Here is a 19,010-nt window from a genome sequence, read left to right on the forward strand (position 1 = left end):
TAAAATGGAGTTTTTAGGAATTCCTTGGGTAGAATGGGTGGGTTATACTGCCATGGCTACTGTTTTGGTTTCATTTTTAATGAAATCTGTTAATAAATTACGAATAGTAAATGCCTTTGGGTGTTTACTATTTGTGTTTTATGGCTTTGTGCTTACTCCAATTTCAAAGCCTATAATAATTACCAATGTGGCTATCTTGGGCATTAACTTATATTATCTTTTTAAAAAATAAAATCTTCTGCAGATTTTTCTATCGTTTCAATGTGTGTTTCATCCAAACAAAACCTTAAAGGTTAAATCATTTTGTATATTTGATTCCTCTAAAAAGTGAGCAATAATAAACAGCTCAAATATGTGTTACAATTGAGTGTTTTATTGATTTAAATTGTTTAATAAGCAACGGGAAAACTTCATATTAATTGAGAAGATTAATAAATTATATAAATAGCAAGGTTTTAGTTGAAATGGCATCCTTGCAGATTGCCTCGGTAATCACCAAAATTATAGCTGGTATATTAACATCTAAAGCGATTGCGGTTTTTATAGGTCCGGTAGGATTAGCCTTAGTTGGTAACTTGCGTAATTTTGTTAGTGCTTTTCAAACTATTGGAACAGGCGGGTTTTATAGAGGATCTGTAAAATATATTTCAGAATTTAAGGATGATGTTCATGAGTTAAGTAAAACCATTTCTACTGTATACTATACTGGTTTTATTTTAACCGTTTTGGTATCTTTTTTCTGTTATTTCGAAGCTGAATGGATAAATAATATCATATTTCCTACGTATAATGACTATGCATATGTCATCCAAATCTTTGCTATAGTTCTTCCTTTTTATTCTTTAAACTTGTTGTCGTTTGCCATAATGAACGGGTTTTCGAAGTATAAAATTCTTATAATCATCAATATTATTGGTCAGGTTTTAAGTGTTTCGATAGCTTTACTTTTAATCTATCAAAACAAGATTGATGGCGCTTTAATATCTGTCGTAATTGCTGAATCATTAATATTTTTAATAACCTTAGTTGGAATTATTAACCGGCGTAGTTTGGTGCCGCTTATAAAAGCGAATAATTTGAGTTTTGGTTTATTGAAAAAGTTGGGTGCCTACTCTTTAATGGCTGTGTTTTCAGCTATATTATTGCCTCTTGTAGCCATTGCTATTAGAACATATATTATTGAAAATATTGGATTTAAAGATGCTGGGTTTTGGGAAGCCATGACCAGAATATCAAAATATTACTTGATGCTTATCAGTTCCCTGATAGGATTATACTTGTTACCACGTTTTGCTGAAATTGATAGCACGAAGGAATTTAAAAAAGAGGTGTTCAGCTTTTATAAAACCATTGTTCCTTTGCTTTTTGTTGGGCTATTAATTATTTATCTTTTAAAGCATTATATCGTTTTGACCGTGTTTACTGATGAATTTGAACCTGTTGAAGATTTGTTTTTATGGCAGTTACTTGGGGACTTTGTTAAAGTGCTTTCTATTGTAATAGCCTACCAATTTTTGGCAAAAAAAATGTTTTGGCATTATGTTTTAACCGAGGCCTTTTTAGTTATTATACTTTATACCACCAGTATTTACTTTATTAATTTGATTGATGGCGCTAAAGGCGCTGTAATAGCCCATTTCGTTAGCTATTTAATGTATTTTGGAATTATACTTCTCATATTTGGTAGTTCGCTTTTTGGGGTGGAAACTAGCAGTGATAAAGCAACTTAGTAATCTATTTACTTTCTTCATAAGAGTTTAGTTTACTGGTTGTAAACTAAATTTGATTACTTTTGTAACAAAACAGAATCTATGCAATTTCTTTATTTTGACCCAGGATTGGGAGCCATGATAGTTCAGGCCATTGTGGCTGGTGTGGCTGGGGTTTTATTGTTTTCAAAAAATTTATTTTTTAAAATAAAAGTGTTTTTAGGTATAGCCAAGAAAAATGATTTTTATGAGGATATAGATATACCGGATACTGATTTGGAAAATGAATCTAAAAGTGATAAATAAGCAAAAGCATTCTTCTTCATTCAGAGATCCATCAGGATATATTTTTGTTGATAATGGTGTCGTTAAACGCCGAATAGAACCTATTTATTTTGATCAATATAAGGCCTTAAAAAAAAGAGGACTTTATAAGAAATTGTTTTCAGCTGGTTTATTGGTGGAACATAATGAGCTTCATTCAACTTCAACAGAAATCATTATTCAGCCCGAGCAGATTCCGTTCATAACTTATCCATATGAGTGGAGTTTGAATCAATACAAGGAAGCTGCACTATTAACCCTAAGAATTCAAAAATTTTGTTTGGATAATGATATGTCTTTAAAAGATGCTTCGGCTTTTAATGTTACATTCCACAATGGGAAAGCCACTTTTATAGATACCTTGTCTTTTGATTTTTATCATGAAAATGAGCCATGGCGCGCATTTAAACAGTTTGTTTCACATTTTCTCGGGCCACTTCTTCTTGCAAAATATCATGGTGCACCTATGTTACAGTTGATGAGTGCCTTTATTGATGGAATACCAGTTAAAGTTTTGGCTTCTATGTTACCCTCCAAAACCAAGATCAATCCATTTATTTATTCAAATGTACACTTGTTAGCCAAGTACGAAAATAATTTTAAAGACGACTACCAAGGAAAAACAAAAACCTCTTCATTATCAAAAAAATCGCAATTAAACATTATAAAAAGTCTGTATAATTTCATAAAGAAAATAGACTTGAAAGAATCGTCTGAATGGGGTGATTATTACAGTAAAGTTAATTATACAGAATCTGCCTTTATTCAAAAATCAAAAATCATAAATAGTTGGGTAGAAAGTTTAAACGTTAAAACATTAATTGATATTGGAGGTAACGATGGTACTTTTGTTAGGCAAATTAGCAGTGACTTAGATCAAGTACTAGTTTGTGATATAGACAATAATGCGGTAAACTTCAACTATAATACTTTGAAGGCAAATGGTGAAACTCATATAACACCTTTTGTCTTAGATGTGCTTAGTCCGTCACCGGCCATTGGTTTTAACAATAAGGAACGTCAGTCTTTTTTAGAAAGAATAAAGGCTTTTAAGCCAGAGCTTACCATGGCTTTGGCCGTTATTCATCATATGTCTTTGTCGGGGAATATTCCATTTGAGATGTCTGCCAAATTTTTTGCTTCATTTTCTAAATATTTAATAATCGAATTCCCAAAAAGGGACGATTCTTGGGTAAAACGATTGTTAAATTCCAAAAGAGAGTTTAAGGAGCATTTTGATTTTTACAATATTAAGTCTTTTGAAGAAGTTTATACAGGGCATTTTAGTATTGTTGAAAAGGTTGAAATTAACGATTCAGAACGTGTCATGTATTTACTAAAAGTTAAAAATGCTTGAGAAAATAAGAACATATATTTTAAACTTTCTTAGCAATTCGAAACATATACCATGGCTGATAGGTTTATCGGCTGGTGCCTATCCTCTTTTGAAATACTATAATTCTAATTTCACACTTAGGGATTCGGTAAGCCATTTTGTGGTGTTTGTTTTATTGTTTTTGTTATTGCCCATTTTTGTATCATATTTAATCAAAATTATAGGCGCTAAATTAAATGATGTAAAAAAACACGAAGATTTATTCTTTACGCTCATCAATTTTAATTTTTTCACTTTTTTGATCATAATAAGCACTTGGGGCATAAAAAATGAAAGTTTATTAATAGGTACCTTGATTGCTACAATTTTTAGCTTTTTATTAAAAAACTATCTTAAAAAAGTTATAGTTTTCCAGTTATTAATGGCACTTCTGGTCGTTCCAAAATTAGTTCCAGATTTGTATAATCATTTTTTAACAAATGATAATTGGACTAACTTACCGGATGATATCCTTTCTGTAAAGCTTAAAGAAAAACCAAATATTTATTTTATCCAGCCAGACGGTTATGTAAATAAAAAGACGTTAGAGAATCAACTTTATGGCTCTACCAGTATTTTATACGATTGGCTGGAAGATAATGGTTTTAAAGTGTATGATAACTTTAGGAGCAACTACTCTGCTTCGTTGATTTCCAACTCTTCTATCTTTTCAATGAAGCAGCATTATTTTGGCGATGCTTTGTTCCCATCCATAGAGATGCCTAGGGCAAGGGTGATAATAAGCGGGAAAAACAGTGTTGTTGAAATCCTGAAAGACAATGGTTATATAAATTATTTTATTGTTGAAGATGAGTACTTTCAGGTAAACTTGGTCGAGAATAAATATGATTTTCAAAATATACCTTCAAAAAGCATTTCTTATTTTAGTACTGGTGAAAACATTAAGAAGGATGTTTACAAAGATTTAGAAAGTGTGCTCAATAAAGGCGTTACGGAGGGTAAGCCTAAGTTTTTTTTTATTGAAAAGGTAATGCCACACCATGTTCATTTTGAGTTATCTATAGAAGCAGATCGTAAAGATTATTTAAATAGAATAAACCAAGCCAATACGTCTGTTAAAAGAATGGTAAACCTCATTAATGAAAAAGATCGAAGTGCTGTAATTATTATTGCCGCCGATCATGGAGGCTGGGTAGGCATAGAGAATTACAACGATTTTTTTTCTACTTCTAATGAAGTTCTTGTAAATTCTATTTTCAGTACACTATGTGCCATTAAATGGAACGGGATTGAAAATTCGCAGTTTGATAAAAAATTAAAAAGTAACGTCAATTTATTTAGGGTATTGTTTTCTGCTTTAAGCAAAAATAAGTCATATTTACAGCACTTGGAAGAAGATGGCAGTTACCAATTGCGCATAGAGGGTGCTTTAGGAAAGTCTGTCTATAAATTAATTGATGAAAAAGGAAATGTTGTTAACGAAAAGATAGAAAGATAAAAGGATGGGCACATATAAAGTTGTAAGGTATACTCCAGATTTTTATAACAAATGGAACGATTTTTTGAAGGTGACCAAAAATGCTACATTTCTGTTCCATAGAGATTTTATGGATTACCATAGCGACAGGTTTACGGATAGTTCTTTAATGGTTTATAAAAAAGATAAGCTAGTTGCCGTGCTTCCAGCAAACCAAAAAGGAGACACCATTTATTCACACCAAGGTTTAAGCTACGGGGGGGTAGTTTTAAAAAGCGACCTAAAGTTTAAAGACGTACTTTATGTTTTTTATGAGTTGCTTAAACATTTAAGCCAACAAGGAAAGGACGTTTTTGAATTAAAATTATTGCCCCAAATGTATTCGAATATTCCTATTCAAGAGATTAATTATATCTTGTTTATTTTGGATGCTCTAGTAGTAAAAAAAGAAGTACTTTCTGTAATTGATAGAAAAAGCCCTTTGCAGATATCAAAAAATAGGTTAGAAGGCGTTAAACGAGGTGCCAAAAACGAATTGAAGATTGTTGAAGAAAATACTTTTGAAGGGTTTTGGAATGAAGTTTTAATTCCAAATTTAAGTAAAAAGCACAACGTGTCGCCCGTACATTCTCTAGCTGAAATATCAGATTTAAAGCGTAAATTTCCAGAAAACATTAAACAATTCAATGTGTATCATAATCAAAAACTGGTAGCCGGAACAACTATGTTTTTAACTGAAAATGTTGCGCATTGCCAATATATTTCAGGTAATTCAGATAAAAACACTTTAGGTAGTTTAGACTTTTTGTTTGAGCATCTAATTAAAAATATTTTTGAAAACAAATTGTATTTTGATTTTGGTTCATCAAACGAAGACAACGGTAAAAAGATAAATACTGGTTTGCAATTCTGGAAAGAGGGGTTTGGAGCCAGATCTATTGTGCAAGAATTTTATAGTGTGGAAGTTGGTAATTACAAAAAGCTAAAATCTGTAATAATATGATCAAGTTTCTTGATTTGCAAAAACTAAATCAACCTTTTGAAGAAAAATTTCAGAAAAAATTCTGTCAGTTTTTAAAAAACGGAAATTACATATTGGGAGAAGAGGTTAGTGGCTTCGAAACCGATTTTGCTAAGTATTGCAGTAATAAGTTTGGAATTGGTGTAGGTAATGGACTTGATGCCATCAGCTTGATTTTTAAAGCTTATATAGAACTCGGTAAATTACAAAAGGGCGATGAGGTAATTGTGCCAGCTAATACTTTTATCGCTTCTATAATTGCTGTATTAAATGCTGGATTAGTTCCTGTTTTGGTTGAGCCCAGATTGGAAACCTATAACATTAATCCAGAATTGATAAAAGGGCACATAACAAATAAAACAAAGGCTATTTTACCTGTTCATTTATATGGCCAAATGTGCGAAATGGATAGTATTAATGCCATTGCTCAGAAGCATAATTTATTAGTGGTGGAAGATGCAGCCCAAGCACATGGTTTAAAGCATAACAACCTTTTAGCAAAGCATGGTAACCCAAAGGCTTATAGTTTTTATCCTGGGAAGAATTTAGGTGCTCTTGGTGATGGGGGCATGGTTGTAACCAACGATTTAAAATTGGCCGAAACTGTTAAAAAACTGAGCAATTATGGTACGGTTAGAAAATACCAAAATGAATACATTGGTTTAAATTCTAGATTAGATGAAATTCAAGCAGCATTCTTAATTGAAAAACTTCCATTTTTAGACCAAGAAAACAATACAAGAAAACAAATAGCTAAACGCTATTTATCCGAAATACATAATGATAAAATTATATTACCTCGAGTGAATGGGGCAGATAATCATGTATTTCATTTGTTTGTAGTTCGTTCGCAAAACAGAGATGAATTAAAAGAACATTTGCTAAAGAATAATATTGAATCTATGATTCATTACCCCATTCCGCCACACAAGCAAAATGCTTTAGGAAAATGGAATTCTTTATCGCTGCCTATTACCGAAAAAATTCATCAAGAAGTGTTGAGTTTACCAAACAACAGTGCGTTAACAGAAGGCGAGGTGTCCAAAATAATTAGTGCGGTTAACGCTTTTTAAATCAATATGAGGCTACCTAGTTTTATATCCAATAATCTTGTACTAAAAATAACGTCGTTAAATTCGGTTGTTATTTTGGTTAAGCTGGCTATTTCGGTGTTCATTCAGCGTCTTTTAGCTATTTGGGTTGGCGAAGCCGGTATTGCAAAAATAGGTCAGCTACGAAACCTAATGGATATGCTTGCTAGCTTCTCAACGCTGGGTACGTTTAGCGGTATCATAAAATATGTATCGGAATCTAAGGACGATTCAAAAACGCTAGAAAAGTTATTCTCAACAACCTTTGTTTTTGCCGTTTTGGCGTCATTTACTTCGATGATAGTTCTTTTTTTTGGTGCATCATTTTTTTCAGAAAAATTATTCAATACAGAGACCTACGCCTACGCAATAAAGTTAGTGGCTTTGGTTGTACCTTTTATGGCGCTTTATCGCATTTGCGCGGGGGTTGTAAACGGGTTAATAGCTTATAAAGTTTACGCCATATCAGAGTTAATAGCTTATGTGTTGACGGGCATAATATTAGTTTTAGCATTGCTTAAATACAGTTTAGAAGGTGTGTTTTTAGCAATAGCCGTTGGCCCCTTTTTTTATTTAGTTGTTTTGCTATGTGTTTACGGAAAGGCTATAAAACGCATAACTAAATTCAATCTTTTTCCATTAAGGGCTCCTTTTTTTAAATCGCTTTTGGGGTTTTCGGTTATGTCTATTTCAGGGCATATCCTTTTCAATTATGTAGAAATAGATTTGCGAAACATTATAATAAAAAAGCTTAATATAGAAGAGGCTGGCTACTGGACGGCAATGACCAACCTCTCTAAAAACTATATGATATTTGCGTCTGGTATTTTTTCCATATATGTGCTGCCCAAGTTTGCAGGTCTAAAAACCGCTAGCGATTTTAAAAAGGAAGTATTTTATATATATAAAACATTATTACCATTATTTGCGGTTGGATTGGTATTGGTTTATGTTTTTAGAAATACAATTATTGAGTTGGTTTATCCCGGTTTTAAAGGCGTTGAGCCTTTGTTTAAATGGCAGCTTTTAGCAGATTTTATCCGGTTGGCTTCAATGATTATTGCGTTTCAATTTTTGGCCAAGAAAATGGTTGAAGCCTTTGTATTTACTGAGTTGTTTTCTGTGGTTACTTTTTATTTATTAGGAATTTATCTAGTTAATATTTCTGGAACAGAGGGTATAGTTATAGCTAATTTTGTTAGGTATATTCTATATTTTATTATGGTAATTATTATTTTGATTATTAGTTTCAAAAAGAAAGAAAAGAATATTTCGTAAGTATGGCGTTTTTAGTTTCAATTGTTATGCCCGTGTATAATGGAGAAAAATACTTGTCCAAAACATTGCAATCTATAAAGGAACAAACTTATGCCAACATAGAGGTATTGTTGGTTGATGATGCATCAACAGATTCAAGTCTCCTCATTTTAAATAAGTTCGCCCAAACCGACAAGCGCTTTAAGGTTTTTTCGAAGGAACGCGGTGGTATGGTGCCCAAAACAATGAATTTTGTTATGCCATATATTAAAGGCGCGTATTTTTATTATTCTTCCCAAGACGATATTTTTTCTGAAGACCTGATTGAAAAGATGGTAATAAGACAAATGGAGACAAAAGCTGATACCGTTTTGCCAGACATGGAGTTTTACCACGAGAATAAGTCGGGCAATAAAAGGATTGTTGGTTTAAATTTTAATCGTAAGAAAGAACTAACTGGTGAACAAGCATTAGTAGAATCGTTAAATTGGAATATACATGGTTTCGCTCTATTTAGGTCAACTTTGGTCAAAGGAGAATTCTTTCCAGAGGACGCCTTTGATTCTGATGAGTATATAACCAGAAAACTTTTTTTTAAGAGCAATAAAGTAGTTTTCAGTGAAGGAGTTTTCTTTTATAGACAGGATAACGCTAGTGCAATAACCAAAACATTTTCGGTTAAAAATTTTTATGTTCTGAATACGTCCAAAAAATTATACGATTTGCTTTACCAAAATCAAATTCCTAAAAAGCACGTTTTCAAGGAACAAGAAAAATTACTTAGAAGCCATTTTGGGTATTCTGCTATTCAGGAATTCTTCCCTTTCAATTCAGAATTGGAAAAGGAAAAAACTAAGGACTTTTTGGTTGATTTTAAAAAAAATGTACTGACTAGAGCTTATATTTCTCGAAATATACTCTTGGCGGTAAAAACCTTTAATGTAAAGTATATCGTTTTGTTTTTTATTTATCAGATACCGTTTTTGTTTAACATGGTAAAGCCTATTTATTCAAAGTTTGTCAAAATAAAAATGAATACATTTGTTTTTTAAAATGATCAATTAAACATCAAAACTCCGTAAGTCAAACATTGATGGGGCTAAAAGCTAAAATGATAAATAAATTAATACAAATACCTAAAGTAGAAGACCGAAGAGGAAACCTTTCAGTTATTGAAAATGATACAATTCCTTTTGATATTAAACGCGTGTATTATTTGTATGATGTGCCTGCAGGAGCCGAACGAGGTGGGCATGCGCATAAAAAACTGCAACAGTTTCTTGTGGCTTTATCGGGGAGTTTCGATGTCTATTTACATGATGGCGAGCGTAAATCTGTAATAACTTTAAACAAACCTTATGAAGGCTTGCAAATTCCAAAAGGGGTGTGGAGGGAAATTAAAAATTTTTCATCTGGGGCTGTTTGTCTGGTTTTAGCTTCCGAGGTTTTTGATGAAAGTGACTATATAAGAGATTTTGATGATTATTTAAAATATAAGGACATTTCAATTTAAAATATCGACTAAATTTTTCTAAATCTAGCAGCTATGGCTCTAATTAATTTAAATTGGCTGCACAAGAAATATCCCCAAAACATAATGTTTAAAGGCCTTTTAAGATTCAAAAACATTTTTTTTCCTAGTTTTCTTTTTCCAAATCGTCCGGCTAAATATAACATCCCCTGATAATATCCCTTTTTGTGATTGTTTAAAATATCTGGTGGGAGATGGTATTTTTTACTAAAATATGTAGCCAATTCAAGCAATTGGTCTTTAAGAAGTACCTGATGATTAAAGTTTTTGGTGTTCGTAGCTGATTCGCTATGTGTTCTGTAGATGTGTAATGATTCGTTTATTCTGTGAAAATTCGTGTTCATAGCAAGATCGACCAATATGGGGTAATCTTCAAAGGCTATTTCGTTTCGAATGTATTTATCAAACTCAACGAAGTCATACAGAGCCTGTTTTTTATAACATGTGCCCGCGGGGGTTATCCTTCCTAAAAGCAATAAATTTTTGTAGTCGTTTTTTGAACAAATAATATTCGATTTATTAGCAAAGACTATTGTGTTTTTTGTTTTTTCAAAATAGACATCGTAACCACTATCAACAAAACCCAAACTACTGTCTTTTTCAAAAACATCCACAAATTTTTGCAGCGAGTAATGGTGTTTTAATAAATCATCGCCTGCAATATCGAAAACATATTTTCCTTTACACCGATCCAATGTTGTTTTAAAATTCTTAAGAATTCCTAATTGTTCTTTGTTACGTTTGTAGTTAATAAGATTAGGGTGTTCCTCTGAAAACTTTGTTAATATGTTAGGTGTATTATCGGTAGAATTGTCGTCGCCAATTACAATCTCAAATTTAAAAGATGTTTTTTGCATCAAAATAGAGCAGATGGTAGCTTCAATATATTTCTCACTATTATAGGTTAATACATGAACGGAAAGTAAAGGCGGTGTATTCATTAACTTGTTGAAGCTGAGTTTAAAACAAACATTTTCGCAACCAAATATAAATTCTTTTGCTGTAATAGAATGCCCAAGTAGGTATGTAGTATTTTATTTTTTGAACAAAACTTAAGTTTTTTACATCTATTTTCTTTTTATAAAAAAGAACTTTCTCTTTACTTCTTTCTGCTTTAAAAAGAACCATAAAAAGATAATGAATATTATCTAAGTATATTTTAAGCCCTGGTTTGGTATTATCTATTAAGTACGATTCATATTCTGGAATGATGCGTTTAAAATTCTTGTTGGGAGCTGTTAGTTGATTATCTATACCTATTCTATAATACGAATTACAATTGTTAATGTAAACTAAATCGTGCTTTTTAAAGCATCTTATAAAAAAATCATGTTCTTCACCATAATTTATGGTCTCATCAAAAAAACCAACTTCTTTAAATATTGTGTTTTTGACAACCAACGAACTTAATCCTAGAGGAAATTTTATGTGAGATGCAAAATCGGAAATAACAATATCCTTTGTAAACTTATTTTTTTTTGTAGTTAAAACGTCCTTGCCGTTACGAAAAGGTTTTACTTTTGTTGCGTAAACAAGAATTTGTGGGTGTTCTTTTATAGAGTTGTAAACAGTTTCCAAAAAATCGTTAGCCCATAAATCATCTGCATCCAAAAACCCAATGTATTGGGATTTTGCCTTTTTTATTCCAAAATTTCTTGTGTAAGACAAGCCACGGTTTTTATTAGTAAAAAGTCTTATTTTTTCACTTTTAAATTGCTCTACTATGGATAAGCTATTATCTGAGCTGCCATCGTTAACTATTATAACTTCAAAATCATTAAAAGTTTGATTTAGTACACTTTTAAGGGTGTCTTCAATAAATTTTTCTTTATTATATAAAGGTATGACAACAGAAAAATACGGCATCTATTTTCTTAGGTTTATACTGCAAAAATAACTTAGTCTAAATATATCAAAAACAAGCAATGAAGGTTGATTAGAAATTAAATTTTTTCTTAAAAGACCAGAAAATGATTTGTAAAAAAAGGATAGCACATAATTCATTTTAGCTTTTTTAATCTTTTCAAAATATACTAAAAAAGTAATAAAAGACGGGTCTACTAATTGTGCTTTATAAATATAGTTGAGGTTTTGAAGACCCTTTTTTGTTTTTATAAAGTAGGTTTCGTTATAGTCTACATCACCATGTAAAACGGGATTGTCAATATGTAAAATTCTGGCTTTTCTTAAACTTAGTTCATAAGCAAAAATAGTGTCTTCATGTCCGTATTCAGTAATTTTTTTTTCAAAACCAATTTTTTCAAAAAGTACTTTTTTTACCAATGTGTTGTTGAATAGGGTACACTTATATTTGTTTTTATTTCTTTGAACAGCGCTTTGGTCTTCACGAAACCTTCCATATTTCCAGCGCAATTTTCTGGATGGCTCAACCGTTTCTGGGTGAACTCTTCCTCCATAAACAACTTGAGTTTTTTGTTTTAATGCTTCTAAATAATTTTTGATGAAATCATTATTTGGCAGTAAAGAATCACCGTCAATAAACAACAAGTTCTCATATTTTGATTTAGAGGCTAATAAATTTCTGTTATTGCTTAGCCCTAAATTTTCTGTGTTTGCTATAAAGCGCGATGAAGATAGTGTGTTTATTTTATTGTTTTCTCGATTAGATTCTGAATTTGAGCCATCATCGATGCATATGATTTCAAAAACAGCATTGGCTTCACTAGCTTGTTTTTCTAACTGGCAAACCAATGGGTAAACGTTGTAGTTGTATGTTGGAATTAATATGGAAAGCATTAAATTTTCACTTTTTTAAGTACTCGGAAAATAAAGTAATTATTGTTTTCTTGCAATTATTATCGTTTCTGGTGAATCAAGTCCATAATAAAGATCGCTATCGTTTTCCTCAAAAGTGATTGCTTCTACTATTAAATTATTACTTTCTAGTCTTTTTTTAAGCCCTTCTACCGAATAAATCCGAACATGATCATTCTGACCAAAATGTTTCTCGCGTGCTTTGGGTGTTATGATACTTTTATCTTCATAGATTTCGCCGTCTTTGAAAGGTGTTTGAATATAAATTTTCCCGTTTGGTTTTAAAACGCGATAAAGTTCTTTCATGGCCAAATCGTCATTTTCTATATGCTCCAAGATATGATAACATATAATGCTATCAAACTTTTCATTTTCTTGGTCAATTTTAGTAATATCGAATTTAAAGTCAGCTAAAAATTCATCTTCAAAATCGGTACTGAAATAATTAATTTCTGAATTTGCCTTTAACTTTCTGTATAAACTTCTAGAAGGTGAAAAATGTAGCCAATTGCCATTTTTGTTGTTCTGATTTAACATGGCCCATAACCTTCTATTTCTAGATAAGCTTCCACAAAATGGACATAGTAGGTCTCCATTTTTTAGAACAATGAAGCTTTTTAGTTTATGGTCGCAAATATTGCATTGGTGGTTTTTTCCTAAATAGAAAAAGCCATAGAACTTCCTTAAAACCATTTCATTTTTAAATAAAAACTTTTTCGGCACAATGGCCTTTAATGTTTTTTTTAAAGAATTGTACATACCTTATGCTTTTCTTTGCACGACCTCATAAACTTGATTGTCGTCACACTTTAAGGTTTTACTTGGGTATTTTAGCAGTAAAGCATAGTCGTGCGTTGCCATGAGTATGGTATTGCCATTTTTGTTGATGTCTTGAAGAACTTCCATAACTTCCACGCTGGTTTGCGGGTCCAAATTTCCAGTGGGCTCGTCGGCCAAAATAAGTTCTGGATTATTGAGTAATGCTCGCGCAATGGCAACACGTTGTTGTTCACCTCCAGAAAGTTCATGGGGAAACTTAAATCCTTTGGTTTTCATGCCCACTTTGGTTAGAACTTCTTCAATACGGGTGTTCATTTGTTCTTTATCTTTCCACCCAGTAGCTTTTAGAACAAAAAGTAAATTATCGTTTATGGTTCTATCGGTAAGTAACTTAAAATCTTGAAAAACTACGCCTAATTTACGCCGTAAAAAAGGGATGTCTTTTTCTTTTAAATTTTTTAAATCAAAATCAACAATATGGCCTTCTCCTTCAGTTAAAGGTAAATCCCCATAAAGGGTTTTCATAAAACTACTTTTTCCAGTTCCCGTTTTACCAATTAAATAAACAAAATCGCCTTTGTTAACATCAACGTTAACATTGGAAAGCACCAAGCTATCACCTTGAAAAATAGATGCGTCTTTTAATTTTAAAATCGGATTGGACATGTGATAAATAATTTGATTTTAAGCTGTGTAAATGTATTACTAAAATGTTAAACCATAAAGCTAACGCACAAAACTTTGGTTTATTTTTTGCTCAAAAATTAATATTTAAAATTTCGTTTTATAATTATGGCACGATTCTTTCGTTATAGATTTCAGATTAATTTATCTTTGGTTCAAATAAAAAATAAAATCATTAATGGCTAAAAAAAGCATCATATCGTTTCTAGCGATAATCAGTTTTAGTTTTCATATAATAGCCCAGAAGTCTGCTGTATATACCAGTAACTTGGTAGATTACCAAAAGGCGTTGTCGCTTTTCAATAATCAGCAATACCAAGCGGCACAAACCCTATTCAAAAACGTAAAAAAAACCACTAAGGAAAACAATTTACAATCAGATTGTGCCTATTACATTGCGAATTGTGCTGTACGTTTAAACCAGCAAAATGCCGACCAGTTGGTTGAAGATTTCGTTGAAGAGTACCCAACAAGTACTAAAACAAATACGGCTTATGTAGATGTGGCCGATTATTATTTTGCCAACGGAAAATACGCGTACGCCAGAAAGTGGTACGATAAGGTAGATGAAAACGGTTTAGGCAGAAAAGAAAAGGAAAAGTTCTATTTCAATAATGGCTACACAGCGTTCACCACGAAGCAATATAAAGACGCACAAAAGTATTTAAGCCGTGTTGAAAGTTCACAAGAATATGGTTCGCAGGCTAAATATTATATTGGTTTTATGGCCTATGAGGGGGATGATTATGAGCAAGCTAACGAGTATTTTGATCAAGTAAGAGACCAGGAGCGATACAAAGAAAAACTGTCCTATTACCAAGCCGATTTAAATTTTAAACTCGGAAATTTTGAAAAAGCCATTGAATTGGCCAAAGCGCAATTAAATAAAAGCGACGAAAACGAAGTTTCAGAACTCTCAAAGATTATTGGAGAAAGCTACTTCAATTTAGAGCAATATGCCGAGGCTATTCCGTATTTAAAGGAATATAAAGGAAAAAAGGGAGCCAGAGACCGAAGCGGTAAATGGAACAACACCGATTACTACCAACTGGGTTATGCCTGTTACAAGCAAAAAGATTACGAAAATGCTATTTCAGAATTCAATAAAATAGTGGGTGGTACCAATGCCATTGCGCAAAATGCCTACTATCATTTGGGAGAAAGTTATATTAATTTAGATAAAAAGCAAGAAGCATTAAATGCCTTTAGAAATGCCTCTCAAATGGATTTCAATATAAAAATTCAAGAGGATGCATGGCTCAATTACGCAAAAATAAGTTACGAGATTGGCAACCCTTACCAACCAGCGCCTCAGGTGTTGGCTGGCTATCTAGAGAAATATCCCAATACTGCTTATAAAGAAGAAGTTGAAACACTTCTGATTGATTCGTATATCACTTCAAAAAACTATAAGGAAGCGTTAAACCTTTTAAAAAACAAAAAGAGTTTTGATAACAAAGTGGCTTACCAAAAAGTAGCATTTTACAGAGGACTGGAACTTTATAACGAAGGCGATTTTTTAGAAGCAGAAGCACTTTTTGATGAATCGTTAAGTGAACCACAAGATGCTATTTATACGGCACGGGCAACATTTTGGAAAGCAGAAACTGATTATAATTTAACTAATTACGATGACGCTCTCATCGGTTTTAAGCAGTTTAAGCAGCAAACGGAAGCTTCATCAGCATCTGAATTTGAAAATTTAGATTATAATTTGGCTTACACCTATTTCAAATTGAAAAATTATGGAAAAGCTATCGAGCATTTCAATCAATTTATTACAGAAAAACGAGGCGATAACTTAAGACGAAACGATGCTTACCTGCGTTTGGGCGATACCTATTTTGTGTCCAGCCAATACCAAAATGCCGTTTCAGCCTATCAAAATGCTATTCAGCTTAGCGAAATAGAATCTGATTACCCAGCCTTTCAAAAGGCCATTAGCGTGGGCTATACAGGGCAATCTTCCCAAAAAATTAATGAATTACAGCGTTTTATTTCAGATTATCCAAAATCGAAATTACGTGACGATGCACTTTATGAATTGGGGAACTCTTATGTGAAAGCCAATGAAACCCAAAAGGCTATGCAGGCTTACGACCAATTGACCAGCGAATATAGTATGAGTTCGTTTGTGCCCAAAGCGTTATTGCGCCAAGGTTTGGTTTACTATAACGGTGGCGAAAATGAGCGAGCTTTAACCAAGTTTAAAAAAGTGGCTGGGGATTATGCGGGTTCACCTGAAGCGGTTCAAGCCGTTTCAACAGCGCGATTAATTTATATTGATTTAGGTTGGGTGGACGATTATGCTGCATGGGTAAAAACCTTGGATTATGTTGAGGTAACCGATAAAGAGTTGGACGATACCACCTACGAAGCTGCAGAAAAACAATATTTGGATAACAATACCGATAAGGCCATCAAACAATTTAATGGCTATTTAAGCCAATTTCCAAATGGTCTGCACGCCTTAAATGCTCACTTCTATGTGGCGCAACTTTATTATAAAAAAGGATTGAAAGAAAATGCCGCGCCACATTACCAGTACATCGTTGATGCACCGCAAAGTGAATATACCGAGGAAGCCTTAACCCGACTATCGCAGTTTTATTTAGAAAAGAAAAGCTGGGAAAAAGCCATGCCACTCTTACGGAGATTGGAGGGAGAGGCCAATTTTCCTCAAAATGTGATATTTGCGCAATCTAACATGATGAAAGCCCATTACCAATCGGAAAATTATGTTGAAGCGGTTTCTTATGCCGAAAAAGTACTGGGAAGTTCAAAAATAGATAACAAGATAAAAGGTGACGCTCACATCATTATAGCACGCTCTGCCATGAAAACGGGTGATGAGTCTAAAGCGAAAAATGCCTATACGCAAGTTGAAAAAGTTGCTACAGGTGAAACTGCTGCCGAAGCCTTATACTTCAATGCTTACTATAAAAATAAGGAAGGGGAATATGAAACTTCAAATGCAACAGTTCAAAAATTAGCTAAAGATTTTTCAGGATATAAATATTACAGTGCTAAAGGTTTGGTACTTATGGCTAAGAATTTTTATGCGTTGAATGACGCTTTTCAAGCCACTTATATTTTAGAAAGTGTTATTCAAAATTTTCCAGAGTTTGATGAAGTAGTGGCCGAAGCCAAAACCGAATTAAATAAAATAAAAACAGAGGAAGCCAAAACCAATTCATCAATCCAACCACAAGATTAGTTTTCTTGGAATCTAAATAATAGAAAAATTCATCAATCCTAAGATTAAAAAATAAAGTATGCGCAAGTACCCAAAACATATATTTACCGTTGTTTTTTTACTAAATGTCGTTTTGGCATTTTCCCAAAGAAAAGCCTCTGATACACTAGAAACTGGCGTTATCGACGTGGTAAAACCATATACGCCAACCATTTCGGATGCCTTTAAGGTAAAGGAAACCCCATCATTGGATGACGAAACCACCGAAACAAAAAAGGACGTTAAGTATAACATTTTTTCGTTTCCAGTAGCATCAACCTTTACGCCAGCAAAAGGAAAAGCAGCAGTGGTTGAAAAAGTAAAACCCGTTAAACTATTTGATAATTATGCCACCCTCGGTTTGGGCAGTTATACCACTCTTTTGGGCGAAGTATATTTGAACCATGCCATAAGCCGAAACGAAAGTGTTGGCGGTTATGTGAGTCATCATTCGTCTGGCGGAGACATTGAAGGTGTTCAGTTTGAAGATAATTTTTCAAATTCAAAGGTAAACGTAAATTATTCGAGCAGATTGAGGTATTTGTCATGGAATGCCGAGGTAGGGTTTCAACACCAAATGTACAATTGGTATGGTGTTCCTGAATCTCAAATTACTCAAGCACAGACAAATGACATTGATGTTGGACACTCGTTTTTTGATGCCCATTTTGGTGGCGATATCTCGTTTGAAGATACATATATTAATTCCGGAAGTTTTCTGTTTAGACGGTTTAGCGATAACCAGGGCTCTGGTGAAAATAGGTTGGTTTTAAAAGGAAAAGTAGATGTGCCTATCAATGATGAAGAAATTTCAACCGAATTAAAAATTGATTATTTGGGTGGCGAGTTTGATAGGAGTTATACATTTGATGAAACTTTGGAATATGGTAATTTCACCATAAACCTTTCACCAACTTATCAAATAAAGCAAGACGATTTAACGCTTAATTTGGGTGTGTCTTTAGCCTATTTAAACGATAGGCCTTCTGGTGAAAGCAAGTTTTATATTTATCCAAATATTACAGCATCGTATCGTTTGGTGAGCAATGTATTAATTGCTTACGGCGGTATTCAAGGGGATTTAATTCAAAATTCTTATCATGGTTTTGCTAATGCAAATTCGTTTGTTTCGCCAACCTTGTTTATAATGCCTACCGATCAACTTTACAACGCTTATGTAGGTTTAAAGGGTAAGATTTCTAGTAACATGAGCTATAATATTGCTGGAAAATATATTTCCGAAAGAAATAAAGCGCTTTATAAAACCAATGTAATAAAGGATGTTGCCCCAGAAAACGATTATGACTACGGAAATTCATTTGGAATTGTTTATGATAATGTGGATACCTTTGGTGTTTCGGGAGAAATTAGTGCTGATGTGAATCGAAATTTTAAATTAGGATTAAAGGCTGAGTATTTTGCTTATGACACCGATGGTGAAGCCGAAGCGTGGAACCTGCCAGATTTTAAAGGTTCGTTATTTATGGATTATCAAATTGACGAAAGCTGGTTTGCTGGAGCTAATTTATTTTATATTGGCGAACGCAAAGACATTTTAGAGTTGCAGGGGTTAACGCCAACTTCGTTTGAGCCAACAGTTTTAGATAGTTATTTTGATGCCAATGCACATGTGGGCTACCACATAAACGAGCAATTTTCCATTTTTGCAAAAGTGAATAATATAGCGGACAAAGCTTACCAAAAATGGCAGAATTTCCCGGTGCAGAGCATTCAGTTTTTAGCTGGAGCAACTTATAAGTTTGATTTCTAGTTCCCGCCTGCGCGGGAAT

At 33.0% G+C, this 19,010-nt stretch carries 17 protein-coding genes; 12 read left to right on the forward strand and 5 right to left on the reverse strand.

Annotated features, from left to right (window positions below):
• Window positions 1-4 precede the first annotated feature (4 nt).
• The 10 genes from ACIEHO_RS04025 to ACIEHO_RS04070 all read left to right on the forward strand — a co-directional run bounded on the left by ACIEHO_RS04025 (window position 5) and on the right by ACIEHO_RS04070 (window position 9,728).
• Entirely contained in the window at window positions 5-232 is a 228-nt protein-coding gene (locus ACIEHO_RS04025; protein ID WP_406968921.1) for a uroporphyrinogen decarboxylase, read from the forward strand.
• Between the two features lie 187 nt (window positions 233-419).
• Window positions 420-1,730, forward strand: coding sequence for an O-antigen translocase (locus tag ACIEHO_RS04030; protein ID WP_406968923.1), 1,311 nt, complete (start codon window positions 420-422; stop codon window positions 1,728-1,730).
• Between the two features lie 81 nt (window positions 1,731-1,811).
• Complete coding sequence (locus ACIEHO_RS04035; RefSeq protein WP_406968925.1) at window positions 1,812-2,015, forward strand: hypothetical protein; 204 nt, start codon at window positions 1,812-1,814, stop codon at window positions 2,013-2,015.
• Window positions 2,005-3,390 (forward strand): class I SAM-dependent methyltransferase, encoded by a 1,386-nt coding sequence (locus ACIEHO_RS04040; protein ID WP_406968927.1) that lies wholly within the window; start codon window positions 2,005-2,007, stop codon window positions 3,388-3,390. The genes ACIEHO_RS04035 and ACIEHO_RS04040 overlap by 11 nt, the downstream gene beginning before the upstream one ends.
• The gene (locus ACIEHO_RS04045) at window positions 3,383-4,867 is read left to right on the forward strand and encodes a sulfatase-like hydrolase/transferase (protein WP_406968929.1); all 1,485 of its coding nucleotides are present in this window, start codon (window positions 3,383-3,385) and stop codon (window positions 4,865-4,867) included. The genes ACIEHO_RS04040 and ACIEHO_RS04045 overlap by 8 nt, the downstream gene beginning before the upstream one ends.
• Window positions 4,868-4,871: 4 nt before the next feature.
• A complete protein-coding gene (locus tag ACIEHO_RS04050; protein WP_406968931.1) occupies window positions 4,872-5,849 on the forward strand; it encodes a GNAT family N-acetyltransferase in 978 nt (325 codons plus the stop codon).
• Window positions 5,846-6,940, forward strand: a complete 1,095-nt coding sequence (locus tag ACIEHO_RS04055) for a DegT/DnrJ/EryC1/StrS family aminotransferase (RefSeq protein ID WP_406968933.1) — start codon at window positions 5,846-5,848, stop codon at window positions 6,938-6,940. The genes ACIEHO_RS04050 and ACIEHO_RS04055 overlap by 4 nt, the downstream gene beginning before the upstream one ends.
• A gap of 6 nt (window positions 6,941-6,946) precedes the next feature.
• On the forward strand, window positions 6,947-8,236 hold the full coding sequence (locus tag ACIEHO_RS04060; RefSeq protein WP_406968935.1) for an O-antigen translocase: 1,290 nt from the start codon (window positions 6,947-6,949) through the stop codon (window positions 8,234-8,236).
• 2 nt (window positions 8,237-8,238) lie between these two features.
• Window positions 8,239-9,267, forward strand: a complete 1,029-nt coding sequence (locus ACIEHO_RS04065) for a glycosyltransferase family 2 protein (RefSeq protein ID WP_406968937.1) — start codon at window positions 8,239-8,241, stop codon at window positions 9,265-9,267.
• A gap of 59 nt (window positions 9,268-9,326) precedes the next feature.
• Complete coding sequence (locus ACIEHO_RS04070) at window positions 9,327-9,728, forward strand: sugar 3,4-ketoisomerase (RefSeq protein WP_406968939.1); 402 nt, start codon at window positions 9,327-9,329, stop codon at window positions 9,726-9,728.
• Window positions 9,729-9,736: 8 nt separating this feature from the next.
• Here ACIEHO_RS04070 and ACIEHO_RS04075 read toward each other — a convergent pair whose 3' ends face one another.
• From ACIEHO_RS04075 to ACIEHO_RS04095, 5 genes are read right to left on the reverse strand one after another with little or no spacing between them, the layout of a single operon-like run.
• Window positions 9,737-10,687, reverse strand: a complete 951-nt coding sequence (locus ACIEHO_RS04075) for a glycosyltransferase family 2 protein (RefSeq protein ID WP_406968941.1) — start codon at window positions 10,685-10,687, stop codon at window positions 9,737-9,739.
• Window positions 10,688-10,706: 19 nt separating this feature from the next.
• Window positions 10,707-11,612: a glycosyltransferase family 2 protein gene (locus ACIEHO_RS04080; protein ID WP_406968943.1), complete on the reverse strand. Its 906-nt coding sequence runs from the start codon at window positions 11,610-11,612 to the stop codon at window positions 10,707-10,709.
• Window positions 11,613-12,503, reverse strand: a complete 891-nt coding sequence (locus ACIEHO_RS04085; RefSeq protein WP_406968945.1) for a glycosyltransferase family 2 protein — start codon at window positions 12,501-12,503, stop codon at window positions 11,613-11,615.
• Between the two features lie 39 nt (window positions 12,504-12,542).
• On the reverse strand, window positions 12,543-13,280 hold the full coding sequence (locus ACIEHO_RS04090; RefSeq protein WP_406968947.1) for a class I SAM-dependent methyltransferase: 738 nt from the start codon (window positions 13,278-13,280) through the stop codon (window positions 12,543-12,545).
• Window positions 13,281-13,283: 3 nt separating this feature from the next.
• The gene (locus tag ACIEHO_RS04095; protein WP_406968949.1) at window positions 13,284-13,967 is read right to left on the reverse strand and encodes a cell division ATP-binding protein FtsE; all 684 of its coding nucleotides are present in this window, start codon (window positions 13,965-13,967) and stop codon (window positions 13,284-13,286) included.
• Window positions 13,968-14,163: 196 nt separating this feature from the next.
• On the opposite strand from ACIEHO_RS04095, the gene ACIEHO_RS04100 reads away from it, so the two are divergent.
• Together ACIEHO_RS04100 and ACIEHO_RS04105 are read left to right on the forward strand one after the other, a co-directional pair.
• Window positions 14,164-17,202 carry a tetratricopeptide repeat protein gene (locus tag ACIEHO_RS04100; protein ID WP_406968951.1) on the forward strand — a complete coding sequence of 1,013 codons (3,039 nt, stop codon included), beginning with the start codon at window positions 14,164-14,166 and terminating at the stop codon, window positions 17,200-17,202.
• A gap of 58 nt (window positions 17,203-17,260) precedes the next feature.
• Window positions 17,261-18,991: a porin family protein gene (locus tag ACIEHO_RS04105; RefSeq protein ID WP_406968953.1), complete on the forward strand. Its 1,731-nt coding sequence runs from the start codon at window positions 17,261-17,263 to the stop codon at window positions 18,989-18,991.
• Window positions 18,992-19,010: the final 19 nt, after the last annotated feature.

Source organism: Flavisericum labens (assembly GCF_045446075.1).
GTDB lineage: Bacteria > Bacteroidota > Bacteroidia > Flavobacteriales > Flavobacteriaceae > Flavisericum > Flavisericum labens.